Source organism: Solwaraspora sp. WMMD792 (genome assembly GCF_029626105.1).
GTDB lineage: Bacteria > Actinomycetota > Actinomycetes > Mycobacteriales > Micromonosporaceae > Micromonospora_E.
Genome location: NZ_JARUBH010000009.1, coordinates 2,136,621 through 2,152,615 on the forward strand (window position 1 = coordinate 2,136,621; position 15,995 = coordinate 2,152,615).

A 15,995-nucleotide genomic window follows, 5' to 3' on the forward strand; every position below is an offset into this window, starting at 1 on the left:
TGGCCGTACCGGCGGGCAGCAAGCCGTACTTGTAGACCGGGTGGCTAACCGGCGTCCGGTCCGCTGACCTCGGTCTGGTCGTCCGCGCGGACCACGTGGATGCACTCGCCGGGACAGTCCTTGGCCGCGTCGATCACGTCGAGCCGCAGCCGTTCGGGGACGGCGACCCGGGCACCCTCGGCGACCTGCAGTTCGCCGGAGGCGTCCTTGACGTAGGCGAGTCCGTCGATGTCGAACTCGAAGACGTCCCGGGCGTACTGCACGCACAGCCCGTCCCCGGTGCAGAGGTCCTGGTCGACCCAGACCTGCAGCTCCGTGTCGGTTGATGCCGTTTCGCCCGGCTCTCCGGGGGACCGGGTCTCGGTCGGGGTCGTCACCGCGCACCTCCCTGGGTCGTGCCCGTCCTCGCGTCCCGACGGTACCCGACACGCCGTGGGACCGGCCGGCCAGGCGTCCGTCGGCCGCTTGTGACGTGCCCGGGCGATCAAGGTTGTGGGACGACTGTGTTGCGTGGGTTCGAAACGTCCGGCAAACGGCTAGTGTTAGGGCAGTACGTTTTAGCCCCCGGGGAGGTGGGACGTGGCACGCAGCGACGACGCGGATTCGCGCGCCGCACGGTGGGAGAAGGAGGCCCACGATCTCTCCACCCAGGTCGCGTTTCTTCAAGAGGAACTCGCTCTGGTGCGGCGCAAGTTGACCGAAAGCCCCCGACACGTCCGGCAGCTCGAGGAACGGCTGGCGGCAGCGCAGGCGCAGCTGGCCCGACTGACCGAGAACAACGAACGGCTCGTGGCGACCCTCAAGGAAGCCCGGGCCCAGATCGTCACGCTCAAGGAGGAGATTGACCGGCTGGCGCAACCGCCCAGCGGGTACGGCGTCTTCCTGGCCCGACACGCGGATGGCACGGTGGATGTCTTCACCGGTGGCCGGAAGCTGCGGGTGGCGCTCTCTCCCTCGTTGGACGCCGACGAGCTCCAACGCGGCCAGGAGGTCCTGCTCAACGACGCGCTCAACGTGGTCGACGCGTTCGGGTACGAGCGGGTCGGTGAGGTGGTGATGCTCAAGGAACTCCTCGACAACCCGACCGGCGAGCCGAGTGACCGCGCTCTGGTCATCTCGCACGCCGACGAGGAGCGGGTGGTGCACCTGGCGCAGACGCTGGTCGGCAGCGCGCTGCGGGCCGGCGACTCGCTGATGATCGAGCCGCGGTCGGCGTACGCCTACGAGCGGATCCCGAAGAGCGAGGTCGAGGAGCTGGTGCTGGAGGAGGTGCCGGACGTCGACTACACCGACATCGGCGGCCTGCACGCCCAGATCGAGCAGATCAGGGACGCGGTCGAGCTGCCGTTCCTGCACGCGGAGCTGTTCCGTGAGCACCACCTGCGTCCACCGAAGGGCATCCTGCTCTACGGTCCGCCCGGGTGCGGCAAGACGCTGATCGCCAAGGCGGTGGCCAACTCCCTGGCCAAGAAGATCGCTGAGCGGCGGGGTGAGGAGAAGCACACCAGCTACTTCCTCAACATCAAGGGCCCTGAGCTGCTCAACAAGTACGTCGGTGAGACCGAGCGGCACATCCGGCTGATCTTCCAGCGGGCCCGGGAGAAGGCCGGCGAGGGTACTCCGGTGATCGTGTTCTTCGATGAGATGGACTCGGTCTTCCGGACCCGCGGTTCCGGTGTCTCCTCGGACGTGGAGAACACCATCGTTCCGCAGTTGCTGAGCGAGATCGACGGGGTCGAGGGCCTGGAGAACGTGATCGTGATCGGTGCCTCCAACCGGGAGGACATGATCGATCCGGCGATCCTGCGGCCCGGCCGGCTGGACGTCAAGATCAAGATCGAGCGTCCGGACGCCGAGGCGGCCAAGGACATCTTCTCCAAGTACATCCTCACCGGGCTGCCGCTGCACCCGGACGACCTCACCGAGCACGGCGACGATCCGCAGGCCACCGTGGCAGCCATGATCGACGCCGTGGTGCTGCGGATGTACTCGGAGACCGACGAGAACCGGTTCCTCGAGGTGACCTACGCCAACGGGGACAAGGAGGTCCTGTACTTCAAGGACTTCAACTCCGGCGCGATGATCCAGAACATCGTCGACCGGGGCAAGAAGATGGCGATCAAGGAGTTCCTCACCTCCGGGCGCAAGGGTCTGCGGTTGCAGCACCTGCTCGACGCGTGCGTCGACGAGTTCCGGGAGAACGAGGATCTGCCCAACACCACCAACCCGGACGACTGGGCCCGGATCTCCGGCAAGAAGGGGGAGCGGATCGTCTACATCCGTACCCTCGTCTCCGGCGGCAAGGGCGCGGAGGCCGGCCGGTCGATCGAGACGGCCAGCAACACCGGGCAGTACCTCTGACCACGGTCCGGTGTCCCGCACCCCGCCTCGGGGTGCGGGACACCGGTTCCGCGGCGCGGTCCATGCGCGCCGCGGAACCGGTGTCCGACGCGCCCCCGCGTGACCACGCGGACACGCCAACGTCCGGTTCCGTCGGTGCGCGGACTACGCTCGACATGACGGGCGCCGACGGAAGCGATGAGGTAACGGCATGAGTGTGCGGCGGATCATGGGCACCGAGGTGGAGTACGGGATCTCCGTGCCCGGCCAGCCCGGAGCCAACCCGATGGTCACCTCCTCCCAGGTGGTCAACGCCTACGGCGCCCGACCCGAGCTGAACCGGGGCGGTCGGGCCCGGTGGGACTACGAGGAGGAGTCGCCGCTGCGTGACGCCCGGGGCTTCACTTACTCGGGGGCGGCCTACGACCCGGCGGAGGCCCTCGCCGACGAGGATCTCGGCCTGGCCAACGTGATCCTCACCAACGGCGCCCGGCTCTACGTCGACCACGCCCACCCCGAGTACTCCACCCCCGAGGTCACCAACCCGCTGGACCTGGTCCGGTGGGACAAGGCGGGGGAGCGGGTGATGGCGGAGGCGGCCCGCCGCGCGGCGACCATCCCCGGTTCGCACCCCATTCAGCTGTACAAGAACAACACCGACAACAAGGGTGCCAGCTACGGCGCCCACGAGAACTACCTGATGCGTCGGCAGACGCCGTTCGCCGACATCGTGGCGTACCTGACGCCGTTCTTCGTCACCCGGCAGATCGTCTGTGGTGCGGGCCGGGTCGGTATCGGCCAGGACGGCTCCCAGGCCGGGTTCCAGATTTCCCAGCGGGCCGACTTCTTCGAGGTCGAGGTGGGCCTGGAGACCACGCTGAAGCGGCCGATCATCAACACCCGGGACGAACCGCACGCCGACGCCGACAAGTACCGCCGGCTGCACGTGATCATCGGCGACGCCAACCTCTCGGAGATCTCCACCTACCTGAAGGTCGGCACCACCTCGTTGATCCTGACCATGATCGAGGAGAAGGCGCTCGGCGCCGATCTGGGCATCGCCGACCCGGTGGCCGAGCTCAAGGCGGTGAGCCACGATCCGTCCCTGGCGCATTTGATGCGGCTGCGCGACGGCCGCCGGCTTACCGCGCTCGACCTGCAGTGGGCGTTCTACGAACGGGCCAGGGCGTTCGTTGACGACCGGTACGGCACCGACCTCGACGAGGCCACGGCTGACGTGCTGGACCGCTGGGAGGACGTGCTCGACCGGCTGGGACGGGATGTGATGTCCTGCGCGCAGGAGCTGGACTGGGTCGCGAAACTGCGGCTGCTCGACGGCTACCGGGAGCGGGAAGGGCTCACCTGGGCCTCGCCGAAACTGCAGCTGGTCGACCTGCAGTACGCCGACGTCAGGCCGGAGAAGGGCCTCTACCACCGCCTGGTGGGTCGGGGAGCGATGCGTACCCTGCTCGATGACAGCGCCACCCGGGCCGCGATGGTCGAGCCGCCACCGGACACCCGGGCCTACTTCCGCGGCCGGTGCCTGGCGCAGTACGCGTCCGAGGTGGTCGCCGCCAGCTGGGACTCGGTCATTTTCGACGTGGGCCGGGAGTCGCTGGTCCGGGTGCCGATGATGGAACCGGAGCGGGGGACCCAGGCCCACGTGGGCGACCTGTTCGACCGGTGCGCCAGCGCCAAGGACCTGCTGGAGGTGCTCACCGGCGGTTGAGCCGGCCAGGTTCGCTTGGCGCGAACGTGGCCGACGCCGGCCGGTTCCGTCGCCACCGCGAGGTAAGTTTCACCTAGGCGATCGTGTGGAGGAGGCACCTGATGGCTACCCGTGACAGCGGCGGTCAGTCCCAGTCCGGCAAGTCCCGCCGGGCCGAGGAAGTCGACGAGACGGTCACCGAGACGGATCCGGAGGCCGCGCAGCGGCACGCCGAGATCACCGAGGACGTCGATGACCTGCTCGACGAGATCGACTCGGTGCTCGAAGAGAACGCCGAGGAGTTCGTCCGCGGCTACGTACAGAAGGGCGGCGAGTAGCTCGCCGGCGGTGAAGATCGCACCCGGCGGGTGCGCACGCTAGTCTGCTCCAACACACCGGTGGCCTCGACCGGCGCCGTGCCGGCACGGCGGCCCGGTCAGGCGATCACGTTCTGCAGAGAGGGACCACGTGGCAGCGGGATTCGATCCATCCGGACGCCTTCCGGACGTGTTCACCAACGCGGGAACGTCCTCCTTCACCCAGTTCCTGGCGTCGGCCGCACCGGATCTGCTGCCGGGGCGCCGCCCACTGCCGCCCGGGCTGTCCGCGGACGTCGGTCCGCACGCCACGACGATCGTCACGCTCGTCACCGCCGAAGGCGTGGTGATGGCTGGTGACCGTCGGGCGACGATGGGCAACCTGATCGCCAACCGGGACATCGAGAAGGTGCACCCTGCTGACGCCTACTCGTTGATCGGCATCGCCGGCACCGCCGGCATCGGCATCGAGCTGATGCGGCTGTTCCAGGTCGAGCTGGAGCACTACGAGAAGATGGAGGGCGCCGTCCTCTCCCTGGACGGCAAGGCGAACCGCCTCGCGTCGATGATCCGCAACAACCTCGGTGCCGCGCTGCAAGGGCTGGCCGTGGTGCCGCTGTTCGCCGGGTTCGACCTTGCCGCTACCGATCCGGCCGAGGCCGGCCGGATCTTCAGCTTCGACGTCACCGGCGGTCCGTACGAGACCACCGGTTTCGACGCGATCGGCTCCGGGTCGCTGTTCGCGAAAGCGGCTCTGAAGAAGCGGTACCGTTCCGGGCTGAGCAGCGCCGACGCGGTCCGTCTCGCGGTGGAGGCGCTGTACGACGCCGCCGACGACGACACCGCCACCGGCGGCCCGGACCTGACCCGCCGGATCTTCCCGGTGGTGATGACCGCGACGGCGGCCGGCACCCACCGGCTCACCGACGCCGAGTCGGCCCAGATCGCCGAGGCGGTCGTCGCCGCGCGTACCGAGAATCCGGGCGGCTGAACCCGCGAGCGCCGACTTGTCTCGTCCGCTGTAGTCGTTACCACCTGGTCGAAGGAGAGCCGCCGCCGTGGCAATGCAGTTCTACGCCTCGCCCGAGCAGATCATGCGGGACCGTTCCGAGCTTGCCCGCAAGGGCATCGCCCGGGGCCGTAGCGCGCTGGTGCTGAGCTTCGAGGGCGGTGTGCTGTTCGTCGCCGAGAACCTGTCCAGCGCCCTGCACAAGGTGAGCGAGATCTACGACCGGATCGGGTTCGCCGCCGTCGGCCGGTACAACGAGTTTGAGAATCTGCGCCGGGCGGGGGTGCGGATGGCCGACCTGAACGGCCTCAGCTACGACCGTCGCGACGTGACCGGGCGGGCGCTGGCCAACGCGTACGCGCAGACCCTTGGGTCGATCTTCACCGAGCAGTCGAAGCCGTTCGAAGTGGAGATCTGCGTCGCCGAGGTCGGGCTGGAGCCGGCCGCTGACGAGATCTACCGGCTGACCTACGACGGCTCGGTCACCGACGAACCGGGCTGGATGGCGATGGGCGGTCACGCCGAGACGATCGCCGGTGTGCTGCGTACCGACCATCGGGCCGACATGTCGCTGTCCGACGCCGTCGGGCTCGCGGTGCGGGCCCTGGCCGAAGTGGGCGGCGAGAACGGTGCGACCCGCAGCATCGCCGCCAACCAGTTGGAGGTGGCGGTGCTCGACCGCCGCCGCCGTGGCCGGACCTTCCGTCGGATCACCGGCGCCGCGTTGACCGCGCTGCTCGACGGCGGTGCCGCCGCCTCGGCGGACGAGCCCTCGTCGGCAGAAGCGGGCCGGTCCGGCGGTCCCCGGGTGCCCGAGTCGACACCGGAGAAGCCGACCTCCTCGGCCGCCTCCGCCGACCTGGAGGACGCCGCCGGCGACTCCGGCACCACCGAACAGGACTGACCGGGCGCGGTGTGCCGCGCCCGGGGCCGCGTTTCGGCCCGGGTGCGTCACACCCAGCGCCGCACCGTCCGCCAGTACGCGGACAGTACGGCGTTGAACACCGTCCTGCCCGGCGGGTCGATCAGCGGGGTGTCCAGCCGGTCGGTGAGGACCCGCATCCAGACCCGGTCCGGGACGGTCCGCTCGGCCTGCAGCCGTGCCCGGCGTCGCCGCAGGTGGCTGCGGTGCTGCCACAGCCACCGGTAGCCGCGGACCTTGTCGGCCAGCCAGCCCTGCCGGGCCGCCAGCACCAGCATCGCCAGCTCCAGGGCCAGCAGCGGCGGACCGAGCAGCGCCAGTGACCGGGCGCCCCACGTCGTGGCCACGAACATCACCCGATTGCGTTCGACGAGGTAGAACTTGAAGCTGTTGCGGCTGAACTCGTAGCGGTGCAGCGCCACCGCGTCCGGCACGTTGACCACTCGCAGACCGACTCGCCAGGTTCTGATCGACAGGTCCGCGTCCTCGTGGTAAGCGAAGTAGTGCGGGTCGAAACCCTCCAGCCGCTCCCAGTGCGCCCGCCGGGTCACCAGGCAGGCGCCCATCGCACCGGCGGTGTCGGTCGGCTCGGTGCGGGTCTCCCGTTCGCGGAACCCGCCGATCCAACTCAACCCGAGCACGTGTACCTCGTTGCCGCGGGAGTTGAGCAGGTCCGGCTCGTCGGCCAGCCGCACCGCGCCGGCGGCGATGCCGATGCCCGGGTCGGCGAGCTCGTCCACCAGCCGGGCGAGGGTGGTCGGCTCGACCACCGCGTCGCCGTTGACCAACGCCACGTACTCGCCGTCGGCGGCGGCCACGCCGACGTTGCAGCCGGCGGAGAAGCCGACGTTGCTGCCGTCGCCGACCACCGTGACGCCGGGAACCTCCCGCAGCACGGTGACATCGTCGGTGGTGCATCCGTTGTCGACCAAGACCACGTCGACGTCGACCTTCACCGAGGAGAGCAGGGCTTCCACCGATCGGCGCAGCAGCGGTTCCGCGCCCCAGGCCAGCACGACGGCACTGACCCGGGGCAGGCCGGACGACGTACTGAGTTCAGGGTTTATTTCCGACATTTCGGTTTCTCTCCTGGGCCTGGGAAATCCGGGCCGCCTCTGGCGCGGCGTGCCTGTCCTGCCCGCTGGTCCGGTGGCCCGTGGAGGTCAGCCGCCGAACGCCGGGTCGCGCAACGCGGTGGAGAGCATGCTCCGCCAGTCTGCCATGACCGGTAGCCCGGCGAGCGCCCAACGCCGATGTCCGAGCACCGAGTATGCCGGCCGGGCGGCGGGCCGGCGGAAGTCCGCACTGGTGGTGGGGCGGATCCGCGCCGGGTCGAGGCCGCGCAGCGCGAACGCCTCCCGGGCCAGCCCGCACCAGGTCGTCTGCCCGCTCGCCGTACCGTGGTAGATCCCGGCGGGGGCGGTGCCGGCGACCGCCGCCCCGGCCAGCATGACCAGCTGGTCGGCGAGGGCGTACGACCAGGTCGGCTGACCATGCTGGTCGTCGACGACGTCGAGGTGTTCGCGCTCACCGGCCAGCCGCAGCATGGTCGCGACAAAGTTCGGTCCGTGCGCTCCGTAGAGCCACGCGGTCCGCACCACGTAGCCGCGCTCCGGCAGCAGTCGGGCGACGGCCTGCTCGCCGACGAGCTTGCTGCGGCCGTACCCGTTGACCGGCGAGGTCGGGGCGTCCTCCGGGTACGGGGAGGTGCCGTCGCCGGCGAACACGTAGTCGGTGGAGACGTGCACCAGGTGCGCCCCACGGTCGGCGCACGCCTGGGCCAGATGCGCCACGGCGGTGCCGTTGACGGCGGTGGCGGCGTCCTCGGCCTCCTCCGCGCCGTCCACGTCGGTCCACGCTGCGGCGTTGATCACCAGCTGGTGCCCGTCGACCGCGGCAGCGACCGCCGCCGGGTCGGTGATGTCCAGATCGGTACGGGTCAGCGCGGTCACCGACCGGGTTTCCCGGTGGTCGGCCAACGCGGCCAGCAGGTCCCGCCCCAGCATCCCACCGGCACCGGTGACCAGCCACCGGTCGGCCGCGGTCACGACGACGCCACGGGCTTCTTCAGCGGCTCCCACCAGGACCGGTTCTCCCGGTACCAGCGGACCGTGTCGGCCAGTCCTTCGTCCAGCGTGACACTCGGGGCGTAGCCCAGCTCGCGGGAGATCTTGCTGATGTCCAGCGAGTAGCGCCGGTCGTGCCCCTTGCGGTCGGTGACCGGGACGACCCGTTCCCACCCCACCCCACAGGCGTCCAGTAGCCGGGCGGTGAGCTCCTTGTTGGTCAGTTCGGTCCCGCCGCCGATGTGGTAGACCTCGCCGGCGCGCCCGCCGGCGGCGACCAGCGCGATGCCCACGCAGTGGTCCCGCACATGCAGCCAGTCCCGGATGTTGCCGCCGTCGCCGTACAGCGGCACCGTACCGCCGTCCAGCAGGTTGGTGACGAACAGCGGGATGACCTTCTCCGGGAACTGGTACGGCCCGTAGTTGTTGGAGCAGCGGGTCACCACAACGTCCATGCCGTGTGTCCGGTGGTAGGCCAAGGCCAGCAGGTCGGAGCCGGCCTTGGACGCGGAGTACGGCGAGTTCGGCGACAACGGCCAGTCCTCGGTCCACGACCCTTCGTCGATCGACCCGTACACCTCGTCGGTCGAGACGTGCACGAACCGGTTCGTCCCGTGGCGCAGCGCCGCGTCGAGCAGGGTCTGGGTGCCCACCACGTTGGTGGTCACGAACTCCGCGGCACCGGTGATCGACCGGTCGACGTGCGACTCGGCGGCGAAGTGCACCACCATGTCCTGTCCGGCGAGTGCCCGGTCGACGGCGGCGGCGTCGCAGATGTCCGCTTGGACGAAGGTCAGCCGTGGGTCGTCGCGGACCGGGGCCAGGTTGGCGAGATTGCCGGAATAGGTCAACTTGTCCAGCACGGTCACCGTAGCCGGACTGACCGGAGCGTTCGGATCGGTGAGCAGCATCCGGACGAATTCGGAACCGATGAAGCCGGCACCGCCGGTGACGAGGACTCTCACAGGTCCGGGAGTCTACGGGACACCGGCACCGTCGACCGGGGGATCGCCGGTGACGGCTATCCGACGATGTCCCCGCCGGGACCGGCAATGGACTGGTGCACGACCGGCCCAGCAGGTGTCGGACGAAGGGTCCGACATCCGTGACCGGCCCGTACAGGGAGCCCGTTGACGGTTGCTGTGGGTGGTTAGGCCGGTAGGCTCCCGCCGTGCGTGGAATCCTACTCGCCGGCGGTACCGGATCTCGGCTCTGGCCGATCACTCGCGCCGTGTCGAAACAGCTCATGCCGATCTTCGACAAACCGATGATCTACTACCCGCTCGCCACCCTGATCATGTCCGGCATCCAGGAGATCCTGGTCGTGACCACACCGGAGGATCAGCCGCAGTTCCGACGACTGCTCGGCGACGGCGCGCAGTTCGGTCTGCGGCTGAGCTACCGGGCCCAGCCCCGGCCGGAAGGCATCGCCCAGGCGTTCGTGCTCGGCGCGGACTTCATCGGCGATGAGTCCGTCGCGCTGATCCTGGGCGACAACATTTTCCACGGCATCGGTCTGGGCCGGAAGCTGTCCGACCACGCCGACCTGACCGGCGGCCTGATCTTCGCCTACCCGGTGGCCAACCCCGAGGCGTACGGCGTGGTCGACTTCGACGCCGCCGGCCGGGTCCTGTCGATCGAGGAGAAGCCGAAGCGGCCTCGGTCGCGCTACGCGGTGCCCGGACTGTACTTCTACGACAACCAGGTGGTGGAGATCGCCGCAGGGCTGAAACCGAGCGACCGCGGGGAGCTGGAAATCACTGCGGTCAACGAGGCGTACCGCCGGGCCGGTCAGCTGTCGGTGACCGTGCTGGACCGGGGGACGGCCTGGCTGGACACCGGCACGTTCAATTCGATGATGCAGGCCGCTGAGTTCGTCCGGGTGATCGAGGAGCGCCAGGGCATGAAGATCGGCTGCGTCGAGGAGTCCGCCTGGCGCGCCGGACTGATCGACGACGGTCAGCTTCGTGCCCTCGCCGAGCCGCTGACCAAGAGCGGTTACGGCAGCTACCTGCTGAGCCTGCTCGAGGAGCGCCACGACCACCGGTTGTCCGATGCCGGACCGGCCGAGGAGGCCTGATGAAGATCCGGGAGCTCGAGATCGAGGGTGCCTGGGAGGTCACCCCGCAGCAGCACGGTGACCCGCGTGGGCTGTTCATGGAGTGGTACCGCTTCGACCACCTGGCCGGGGCGGTCGGGCATCCGCTGCGGCTGGCCCAGGGCAACCTGTCGGTCTCGGCGCGCGGCGTGGTCCGGGGCATCCACTTCGCCGACGTGCCGCCCGGCCAGGCCAAGTACATCAGCTGCGTACGGGGCGCGGTGGTCGACGTGATCGTCGACCTGCGGGTCGGTTCACCGACGTTCGGCCGGTGGACGGCGGTGCGGCTGGACGACGTGGACCGCCGCGCGGTCTACCTCAGCGAAGGACTCGGGCACGGGTTCTGCGCGATGTCCGACGACGCCACCCTGAACTATCTCTGCTCGACCACCTACAACCCGCGCGCCGAGCACGGCGTGCATCCTCTTGACGCCGACCTGGCCATCGACTGGCCGGTCGCCGCGCCACAGCTGTCCGCCCGCGACGACGCGGCCCCGACACTGGCCCAGGCCCGCGCCGACGGCCTGCTGCCGGACTACGGCCGCTGTCGGGAGTTCACGGCCCGGCTCTCCGCCGCCGAGTCGCCATACGCATCTGGCCAATAACTCTGCGCGAAAGCGACCTGTCGGGCGTAGTTCGTCCGACAGGTCGCCCGAGACTGACCACGGAGCCCTCGGGGCGGCTAATGTCTGGTCATGGAACGGCGAATCTTCGGGCTCGAAACCGAGTACGGTGTCACCTGCACCTACCGCGGCCAGCGGCGGCTGTCGCCGGACGAGGTGGCGCGCTACCTGTTCCGCCGGGTGGTCTCCTGGGGGCGGTCCAGCAACGTCTTTCTCCGCAACGGGGCCCGGCTCTACCTCGACGTCGGATCCCACCCGGAGTACGCCACGCCGGAGTGTGACTCGGTCACCGACCTGGTGGCGCACGACCGGGCCGGCGAGCGGATCCTCGAAGGGCTGCTGGTGGACGCCGAGAAGCGGCTGCACGACGAGGGCATCGCCGGCGAGATCTACCTGTTCAAGAACAACACCGACTCGGCCGGCAACTCGTACGGCTGCCACGAGAACTACCTGGTGTCCCGGCACGGCGAGTTCGGCAGACTGGCCGACGTGCTCATCCCGTTCCTGGTCACCCGGCAGCTCATCTGCGGCGCCGGCAAGGTGCTGCAGACGCCGCGCGGGGCGGTCTACTGTCTGTCCCAGCGGGCCGAGCACATCTGGGAGGGCGTCTCCTCGGCGACCACCCGGTCCCGGCCGATCATCAACACCCGCGACGAACCGCACGCTGACGCCGAGCGGTACCGCCGGCTGCACGTCATCGTCGGCGACTCCAACATGAACGAGGTGACCACGCTGCTCAAGGTCGGCAGCGCGGACATCGTGCTGCGGATGATCGAAGCCGGTGTCGTTATGCGGGACCTGTCGTTGGAGAACCCGATCCGGGCGATCCGCGAGGTCTCCCACGACATCACCGGCCGGCGCAAGATCCGCCTCGCCTCCAACAAGGAGGTCAGCGCGCTGGAGATCCAGCAGGAGTACCTGGCCCGGGCGACCGAGTTCGTCGAACGCCGGGGCGGCGACCAGACCGCCAAACGGGTCGTCGAGCTGTGGGGCCGGGCACTGCGGGCGGTCGAGACCGGTGACCTGGATCCGGTCGCCCGGGAGATCGACTGGGTGACCAAGTTGAAGCTGATCGAGCGCTACCAGCGCAAGCACGATCTGCCGCTGTCCCACCCGCGGGTCGCACAGATGGATCTGGCGTACCACGACCTGCGCCGCGGCCGCGGGTTGTACGCGCTGCTGGAGCGGCGCGGCCAGGTCGACCGGGTGGCCACCGATCCGGAGATCTTCGAGGCGAAGGAGACACCGCCGCAGACCACCCGGGCCCGGCTGCGCGGGGAGTTCATCCGGCACGCCCAGGAGAAGCGGCGGGACTTCACCGTCGACTGGGTCCACCTCAAGCTGAACGACCAGGCCCAGCGGACCGTGCTGTGCAAGGACCCGTTCCGGGCCTACGACGAGCGGGTGGAGCGGCTGATCGCGAGCATGTGACGGTAAGCTCACCAGACGATGGCTGACCCCACCCGCGACGATCCCGCGCCGCCGTCCGCCGCCGGCCGGCCGAGTCCGTTTCCCCGGACCGAGACCTGGCTCGAGCGGCGGCGCAACAAGATCGCTGCGGAGATCGCCCGCAACCGCCGCGGCGAGTACACCGTGCCCACCTGGGTGCTCGCCACGGCGTTGGCGCTCATCCTGGGTGCCTGGGCGGTCCTGATCATCGTCAGCTGAGCCGGTGCCGCCGGGTCAGCCGTCGCCGTCACCGTCGCCGCCGGGTCAGCGCTGTCGGGTCACTGGTCGCCGCCGGCCAGCGCCGCCGCGTGCCGGCCGGCGGCCGCGCAGGCCAGGAAGTACGTGTGGTCGCCGGCCAGGTCCCGGCCCATGGTGCGCAGCGGCACCGGGCTGGCCCGCAACGCCGCGTCGAGACCGTCGGTGGCGACCCGTACCGCACGGTGCCGGCCGATCGGCGCTACCAGTTGACCCAGCGCGGCGGCCACGTCGTCGGCGATCTCCGCCGGCAGGTCCGCCGGGACCACCAGGTCCGCCGGAGCAAGCGCCACCCGGCCGTACGCGGTGCCGCTGTGGTGCGACAGGCCGCGATGGCGCGGCCGCGGGTCGTCGGCGGAGATGCGCAGCGCACCGACCGGTCGCCCGCCGAGTACGGCGGCGGCGTTGACCGCCTCGCCCACCCCGACGCCGGAGAAGCCCCACCTGGTGCCGGTGCCGAGGTTGCCCGGACCCTGGCAGACCACCGTCACGTCGGCGGCCAGCACGTGCCGGGCCGCCAGCAGCCCGCTGTGCACGGTGGTGGCCTCCAGATCGCCGCCGAAGCACTGGCCCACGGTGACCGTGCCGGCCAGTGTTGCGGACAGCCCGTCGAGGGTCCGGGAGAAGCCGGCGGGCAGCGCCCCGCCGTCGGTCATCACGTACCCGACGCGCAGCCGGGGCCGGTCGGCGAGGACGCCGGCGACGATCGCCGGCAGCGCCGAGTGCAGGTCGGCGGTGACCACCGGCATCCCGGCCAGGTCCTCGGCGTCGGCCAGCACCTGCCGGTGCGGTGACGCCTCCTCGTCGACCCCGCACACGATCGCCTGCAGCGGGGTGTAGCGGGCCTTCACCAGATGCCCGTCGGAGCGGTCCCGCCCGCCTGGCGGGTCCGGCGGCAGCCGGTCCGGCACCGCCACCACCAGGGCGTATCCGCCGGTGCCGAGCCCCATCAGCAGTGCCGATACGTTCAGCAGCACCCGGTCGCCGGGTTCGGGTTCGCCGACCAGCGCCGGATAGGCCACCGCGCGTACCGGCTCCCCGTCGACCACGACGTCCAGTTCGACCGCCCCGCGCCACCGCCGCCGGACCGCGGTGACCTTGCCGTCACGCCATCGCACCATGCCGGGCACGCTAACCTGCACCCTCGTACAGCGGCCGGGCGGGGCGGCCGCTGCCCCGCCGACACTGCTAGCGTCGTGCCGTGTCCCGCAACCGGACCGAACGCCTGGTCAATCTCGTGATCTGCCTGTTGTCGACGCGGCGCTTCCTGACCGCCGCGCAGATCGCCGCGACCGTACCTGGCTACGAACACGATCCGTCCGACGTCCGTGACCACGAGGCCTTCCAGCGCAAGTTCGAGCGGGACAAGGCGGAGCTGCGCGACCTCGGCGTGCCGCTGGAAACCGGCGCGGCCAGCGCCTTCGACAGCGAACCGGGCTACCGGATCGCCCACCGCGAGTACGCGCTGCCGGAGATCCCGCTGGAGCCGGAGGAGGCCGCCGCCGTCGGCATCGCCGCCCGGCTGTGGCAGCACGCCGGGCTGGCCGCCGCCGCCTCGTCCGGACTGGCCAAGTTGCGGGCCGCCGGCATCGACGTGGATCCGCAGGCCACCCTCGGGGTGGAACCGGTGGTCACGGTCGACCCGGCGTTCGCCGCGTTGACCGCCGCGGCCCGCGACCGGCGTCCGGTGACCTTCGACTACCGGGTGCCCAGCGGCGACACCCCCACCCGGCGGCGGCTGCAGCCCTGGGGAGTGGTCTGCTGGCGGGGCCGCTGGTACGTGGTCGGCCACGACCAGGACCGCGAGGCTACCCGCTGCTTCCGGTTGTCCCGGGTGGTGGGCGCGGTGCGGCTCACCGGTCGGGCCGGCAGTTTTTCCCCGCCGACCGGCGTCGACCTGATCAGTCACGTCGCCCGTTGGTCGGACCCGGTCGAACGTACCGGGGTGGCCACCGTGCTGACCGGGCCGGGCCGGGCCGCCGGCCTGCGGCGCGGCGCGGAGTCCTGCGTCCCGGGCCCGGACGGGGACCGGCTGACCCTGCGCTATGCCGAGCCGGAGGCGCTCGCCGGCCAGCTGGCCAGGTACGGCGCCGACGTGCGGGTGCTCGATCCACCGGAGCTGCGCGAGCTGGTGATCCAGCGGCTGAAGGAGATCGTGGTGGCGCACCAGCCGGCCGGTGCGGAGGTGCGGGGATGACCACGTCCCGACCGACCGGCTCGCGGGCCTCCGCAGACCGACTCGCCCGGTTGCTCAACCTGGTGCCCTACCTGCTGGCCCGGCCAGGTGTGGAGATCGCCCAAGCCGCCGCCGACCTGGGCACCAGCGCGCGTCAGCTGCGGGAGGACCTGGAGCTGCTGTGGGTGTGCGGGCTGCCCGGCTACGGCCCCGGCGACCTGATCGACATGGCGTTCGACGGCGACCGGGTGACGATCACCTACGACGCCGGGATCGACCGACCGTTGCGGCTGACGCCGGACGAGGCACTGGCCCTGGTGGTGGCGCTGCGGATGCTGGCCGAGACGCCGGGGCTGGCCAACCGGGACGCCGTCGAGCGGGCGCTGGCCAAGATCGAGGACGCGGCGGGCGAGTCGGCCGGCGCCCCGGTCGCGGTACGCCTGCCCGGAGACACGGCCCGGCTGGACCGGCTGCGGTCGGCGGCACAGAGCGGCCGGGCGGTACGGATCACCTACTACACGGCAGCCCGCGACGAGACCACCGACCGGGTCGTCGACCCGATCCGGGTGCTCATGATCGGCGGTCGGGGCTATCTGGAGGCCTGGTGCCGGCGGGCCGAGGCGGTCCGGCTGTTCCGGGCCGACCGGGTCGACGCCCTGGTCGAGCTGGACCAGCCGGCCGCCGTACCGCCGCAGGCCGGTCGGCACGAACCCCGGGAGGCCGCGTTCCAACCGACGCCGGGCCTACCGTCGGTGGTCCTGCGGGTCGGCCGGTGCGGCCGGTGGATCACCGAGTACTACCCGTGCGAGGACGTCCGGGTCGAACCGAACGGCGAGTGGCTGGTCACCATGCGGGTCACCGACCTGGCCTGGGCCCGCCGGTTCGTGCTCGGGCTCGGCCCGGACGTCACGGTGGTCGCCCCGGCACAGCTGGTCGCGCAGGTGCACGCGGCCGCGTCCGCCGCGCTTGCCGCGTACGCCGTACCCGGCGCTGCGCCGGCTGCGGACCTGTCCGCTAGCGGCTAGTCTGCTC

The 15,995-nt window shown here is 70.7% G+C and carries 16 protein-coding genes; 11 read left to right on the forward strand and 5 right to left on the reverse strand.

Annotated elements, in window-relative coordinates; translation table 11 throughout:
* Positions 1–44 precede the first annotated feature (44 nt).
* Positions 45–377, reverse strand: coding sequence for a ferredoxin (locus O7629_RS11125; protein WP_278169019.1), 333 nt, complete (start codon positions 375–377; stop codon positions 45–47).
* 202 nt (positions 378–579) lie between these two features.
* Between O7629_RS11125 and arc the strand changes: the two genes are divergently transcribed.
* The 5 genes from arc to prcA all read left to right on the forward strand — a co-directional run bounded on the left by arc (position 580) and on the right by prcA (position 6,278).
* A complete protein-coding gene (gene arc, locus O7629_RS11130; RefSeq protein WP_123601513.1) occupies positions 580–2,361 on the forward strand; it encodes a proteasome ATPase in 1,782 nt (593 codons plus the stop codon).
* A gap of 190 nt (positions 2,362–2,551) precedes the next feature.
* Entirely contained in the window at positions 2,552–4,069 is a 1,518-nt protein-coding gene (dop, locus tag O7629_RS11135; RefSeq protein ID WP_347403665.1) for a depupylase/deamidase Dop, read from the forward strand.
* Positions 4,070–4,170: 101 nt separating this feature from the next.
* On the forward strand, positions 4,171–4,386 hold the full coding sequence (locus O7629_RS11140; RefSeq protein ID WP_123601515.1) for a ubiquitin-like protein Pup: 216 nt from the start codon (positions 4,171–4,173) through the stop codon (positions 4,384–4,386).
* Positions 4,387–4,516: 130 nt separating this feature from the next.
* Positions 4,517–5,356: a proteasome subunit beta gene (gene prcB / locus O7629_RS11145; RefSeq protein ID WP_278169020.1), complete on the forward strand. Its 840-nt coding sequence runs from the start codon at positions 4,517–4,519 to the stop codon at positions 5,354–5,356.
* A gap of 67 nt (positions 5,357–5,423) precedes the next feature.
* Positions 5,424–6,278, forward strand: coding sequence for a proteasome subunit alpha (prcA, locus tag O7629_RS11150; protein ID WP_278169021.1), 855 nt, complete (start codon positions 5,424–5,426; stop codon positions 6,276–6,278).
* A 47-nt stretch (positions 6,279–6,325) separates the two neighbouring features.
* On the opposite strand, the gene O7629_RS11155 is transcribed toward prcA, so the two are convergent.
* From O7629_RS11155 to rfbB, 3 genes are all read right to left on the reverse strand, one after another.
* A complete protein-coding gene (locus O7629_RS11155) occupies positions 6,326–7,372 on the reverse strand; it encodes a glycosyltransferase family 2 protein (RefSeq protein ID WP_278169022.1) in 1,047 nt (348 codons plus the stop codon).
* Between the two features lie 87 nt (positions 7,373–7,459).
* The gene (rfbD, locus tag O7629_RS11160) at positions 7,460–8,377 is read right to left on the reverse strand and encodes a dTDP-4-dehydrorhamnose reductase (RefSeq protein WP_278169023.1); all 918 of its coding nucleotides are present in this window, start codon (positions 8,375–8,377) and stop codon (positions 7,460–7,462) included.
* Complete coding sequence (gene rfbB / locus O7629_RS11165; protein WP_278169024.1) at positions 8,341–9,327, reverse strand: dTDP-glucose 4,6-dehydratase; 987 nt, start codon at positions 9,325–9,327, stop codon at positions 8,341–8,343. The genes rfbD and rfbB overlap by 37 nt, the downstream gene beginning before the upstream one ends.
* A 206-nt stretch (positions 9,328–9,533) precedes the next feature.
* On the opposite strand from rfbB, the gene rfbA reads away from it, so the two are divergent.
* The 4 genes from rfbA to O7629_RS11185 all read left to right on the forward strand — a co-directional run bounded on the left by rfbA (position 9,534) and on the right by O7629_RS11185 (position 12,751).
* Positions 9,534–10,442, forward strand: coding sequence for a glucose-1-phosphate thymidylyltransferase RfbA (gene rfbA, locus O7629_RS11170; protein ID WP_278169025.1), 909 nt, complete (start codon positions 9,534–9,536; stop codon positions 10,440–10,442).
* On the forward strand, positions 10,442–11,065 hold the full coding sequence (gene rfbC, locus O7629_RS11175) for a dTDP-4-dehydrorhamnose 3,5-epimerase (protein ID WP_278169026.1): 624 nt from the start codon (positions 10,442–10,444) through the stop codon (positions 11,063–11,065). Before rfbA ends, rfbC begins: the two co-directional genes overlap by 1 nt.
* A 90-nt stretch (positions 11,066–11,155) precedes the next feature.
* Positions 11,156–12,514, forward strand: a complete 1,359-nt coding sequence (gene pafA, locus O7629_RS11180; protein WP_123601522.1) for a Pup--protein ligase — start codon at positions 11,156–11,158, stop codon at positions 12,512–12,514.
* Between the two features lie 18 nt (positions 12,515–12,532).
* Positions 12,533–12,751: a hypothetical protein gene (locus tag O7629_RS11185; RefSeq protein ID WP_278169027.1), complete on the forward strand. Its 219-nt coding sequence runs from the start codon at positions 12,533–12,535 to the stop codon at positions 12,749–12,751.
* Between the two features lie 59 nt (positions 12,752–12,810).
* Here the strand turns inward: O7629_RS11185 and O7629_RS11190 are convergent, their stop codons facing one another.
* Entirely contained in the window at positions 12,811–13,908 is a 1,098-nt protein-coding gene (locus O7629_RS11190) for a DUF3866 family protein (RefSeq protein WP_278169028.1), read from the reverse strand.
* A gap of 80 nt (positions 13,909–13,988) precedes the next feature.
* Between O7629_RS11190 and O7629_RS11195 the strand changes: the two genes are divergently transcribed.
* Complete coding sequence (locus tag O7629_RS11195) at positions 13,989–14,984, forward strand: WYL domain-containing protein (RefSeq protein WP_278169029.1); 996 nt, start codon at positions 13,989–13,991, stop codon at positions 14,982–14,984.
* Positions 14,981–15,988, forward strand: coding sequence for a YafY family protein (locus tag O7629_RS11200; protein ID WP_278169030.1), 1,008 nt, complete (start codon positions 14,981–14,983; stop codon positions 15,986–15,988). Before O7629_RS11195 ends, O7629_RS11200 begins: the two co-directional genes overlap by 4 nt.
* Positions 15,989–15,995 lie beyond the last annotated feature (7 nt).

Excerpts from the sequence above, each read along its gene's own strand:
- rfbC (WP_278169026.1), top strand. The coding sequence starts at position 10,442 with ATGAAGATCCGGGAGCTCGAGATCGAGGGTGCCTGGGAGGTCACCCCG.
- O7629_RS11190 (WP_278169028.1), bottom strand. The coding sequence starts at position 13,908 with ATGGTGCGATGGCGTGACGGCAAGGTCACCGCGGTCCGGCGGCGGTGG.
- pafA (WP_123601522.1), top strand. The coding sequence starts at position 11,156 with ATGGAACGGCGAATCTTCGGGCTCGAAACCGAGTACGGTGTCACCTGC.
- O7629_RS11140 (WP_123601515.1), top strand. The coding sequence starts at position 4,171 with ATGGCTACCCGTGACAGCGGCGGTCAGTCCCAGTCCGGCAAGTCCCGC.
- dop (WP_347403665.1), top strand. The coding sequence starts at position 2,552 with ATGAGTGTGCGGCGGATCATGGGCACCGAGGTGGAGTACGGGATCTCC.
- O7629_RS11185 (WP_278169027.1), top strand. The coding sequence starts at position 12,533 with ATGGCTGACCCCACCCGCGACGATCCCGCGCCGCCGTCCGCCGCCGGC.
- O7629_RS11200 (WP_278169030.1), top strand. The coding sequence starts at position 14,981 with ATGACCACGTCCCGACCGACCGGCTCGCGGGCCTCCGCAGACCGACTC.
- O7629_RS11155 (WP_278169022.1), bottom strand. The coding sequence starts at position 7,372 with ATGTCGGAAATAAACCCTGAACTCAGTACGTCGTCCGGCCTGCCCCGG.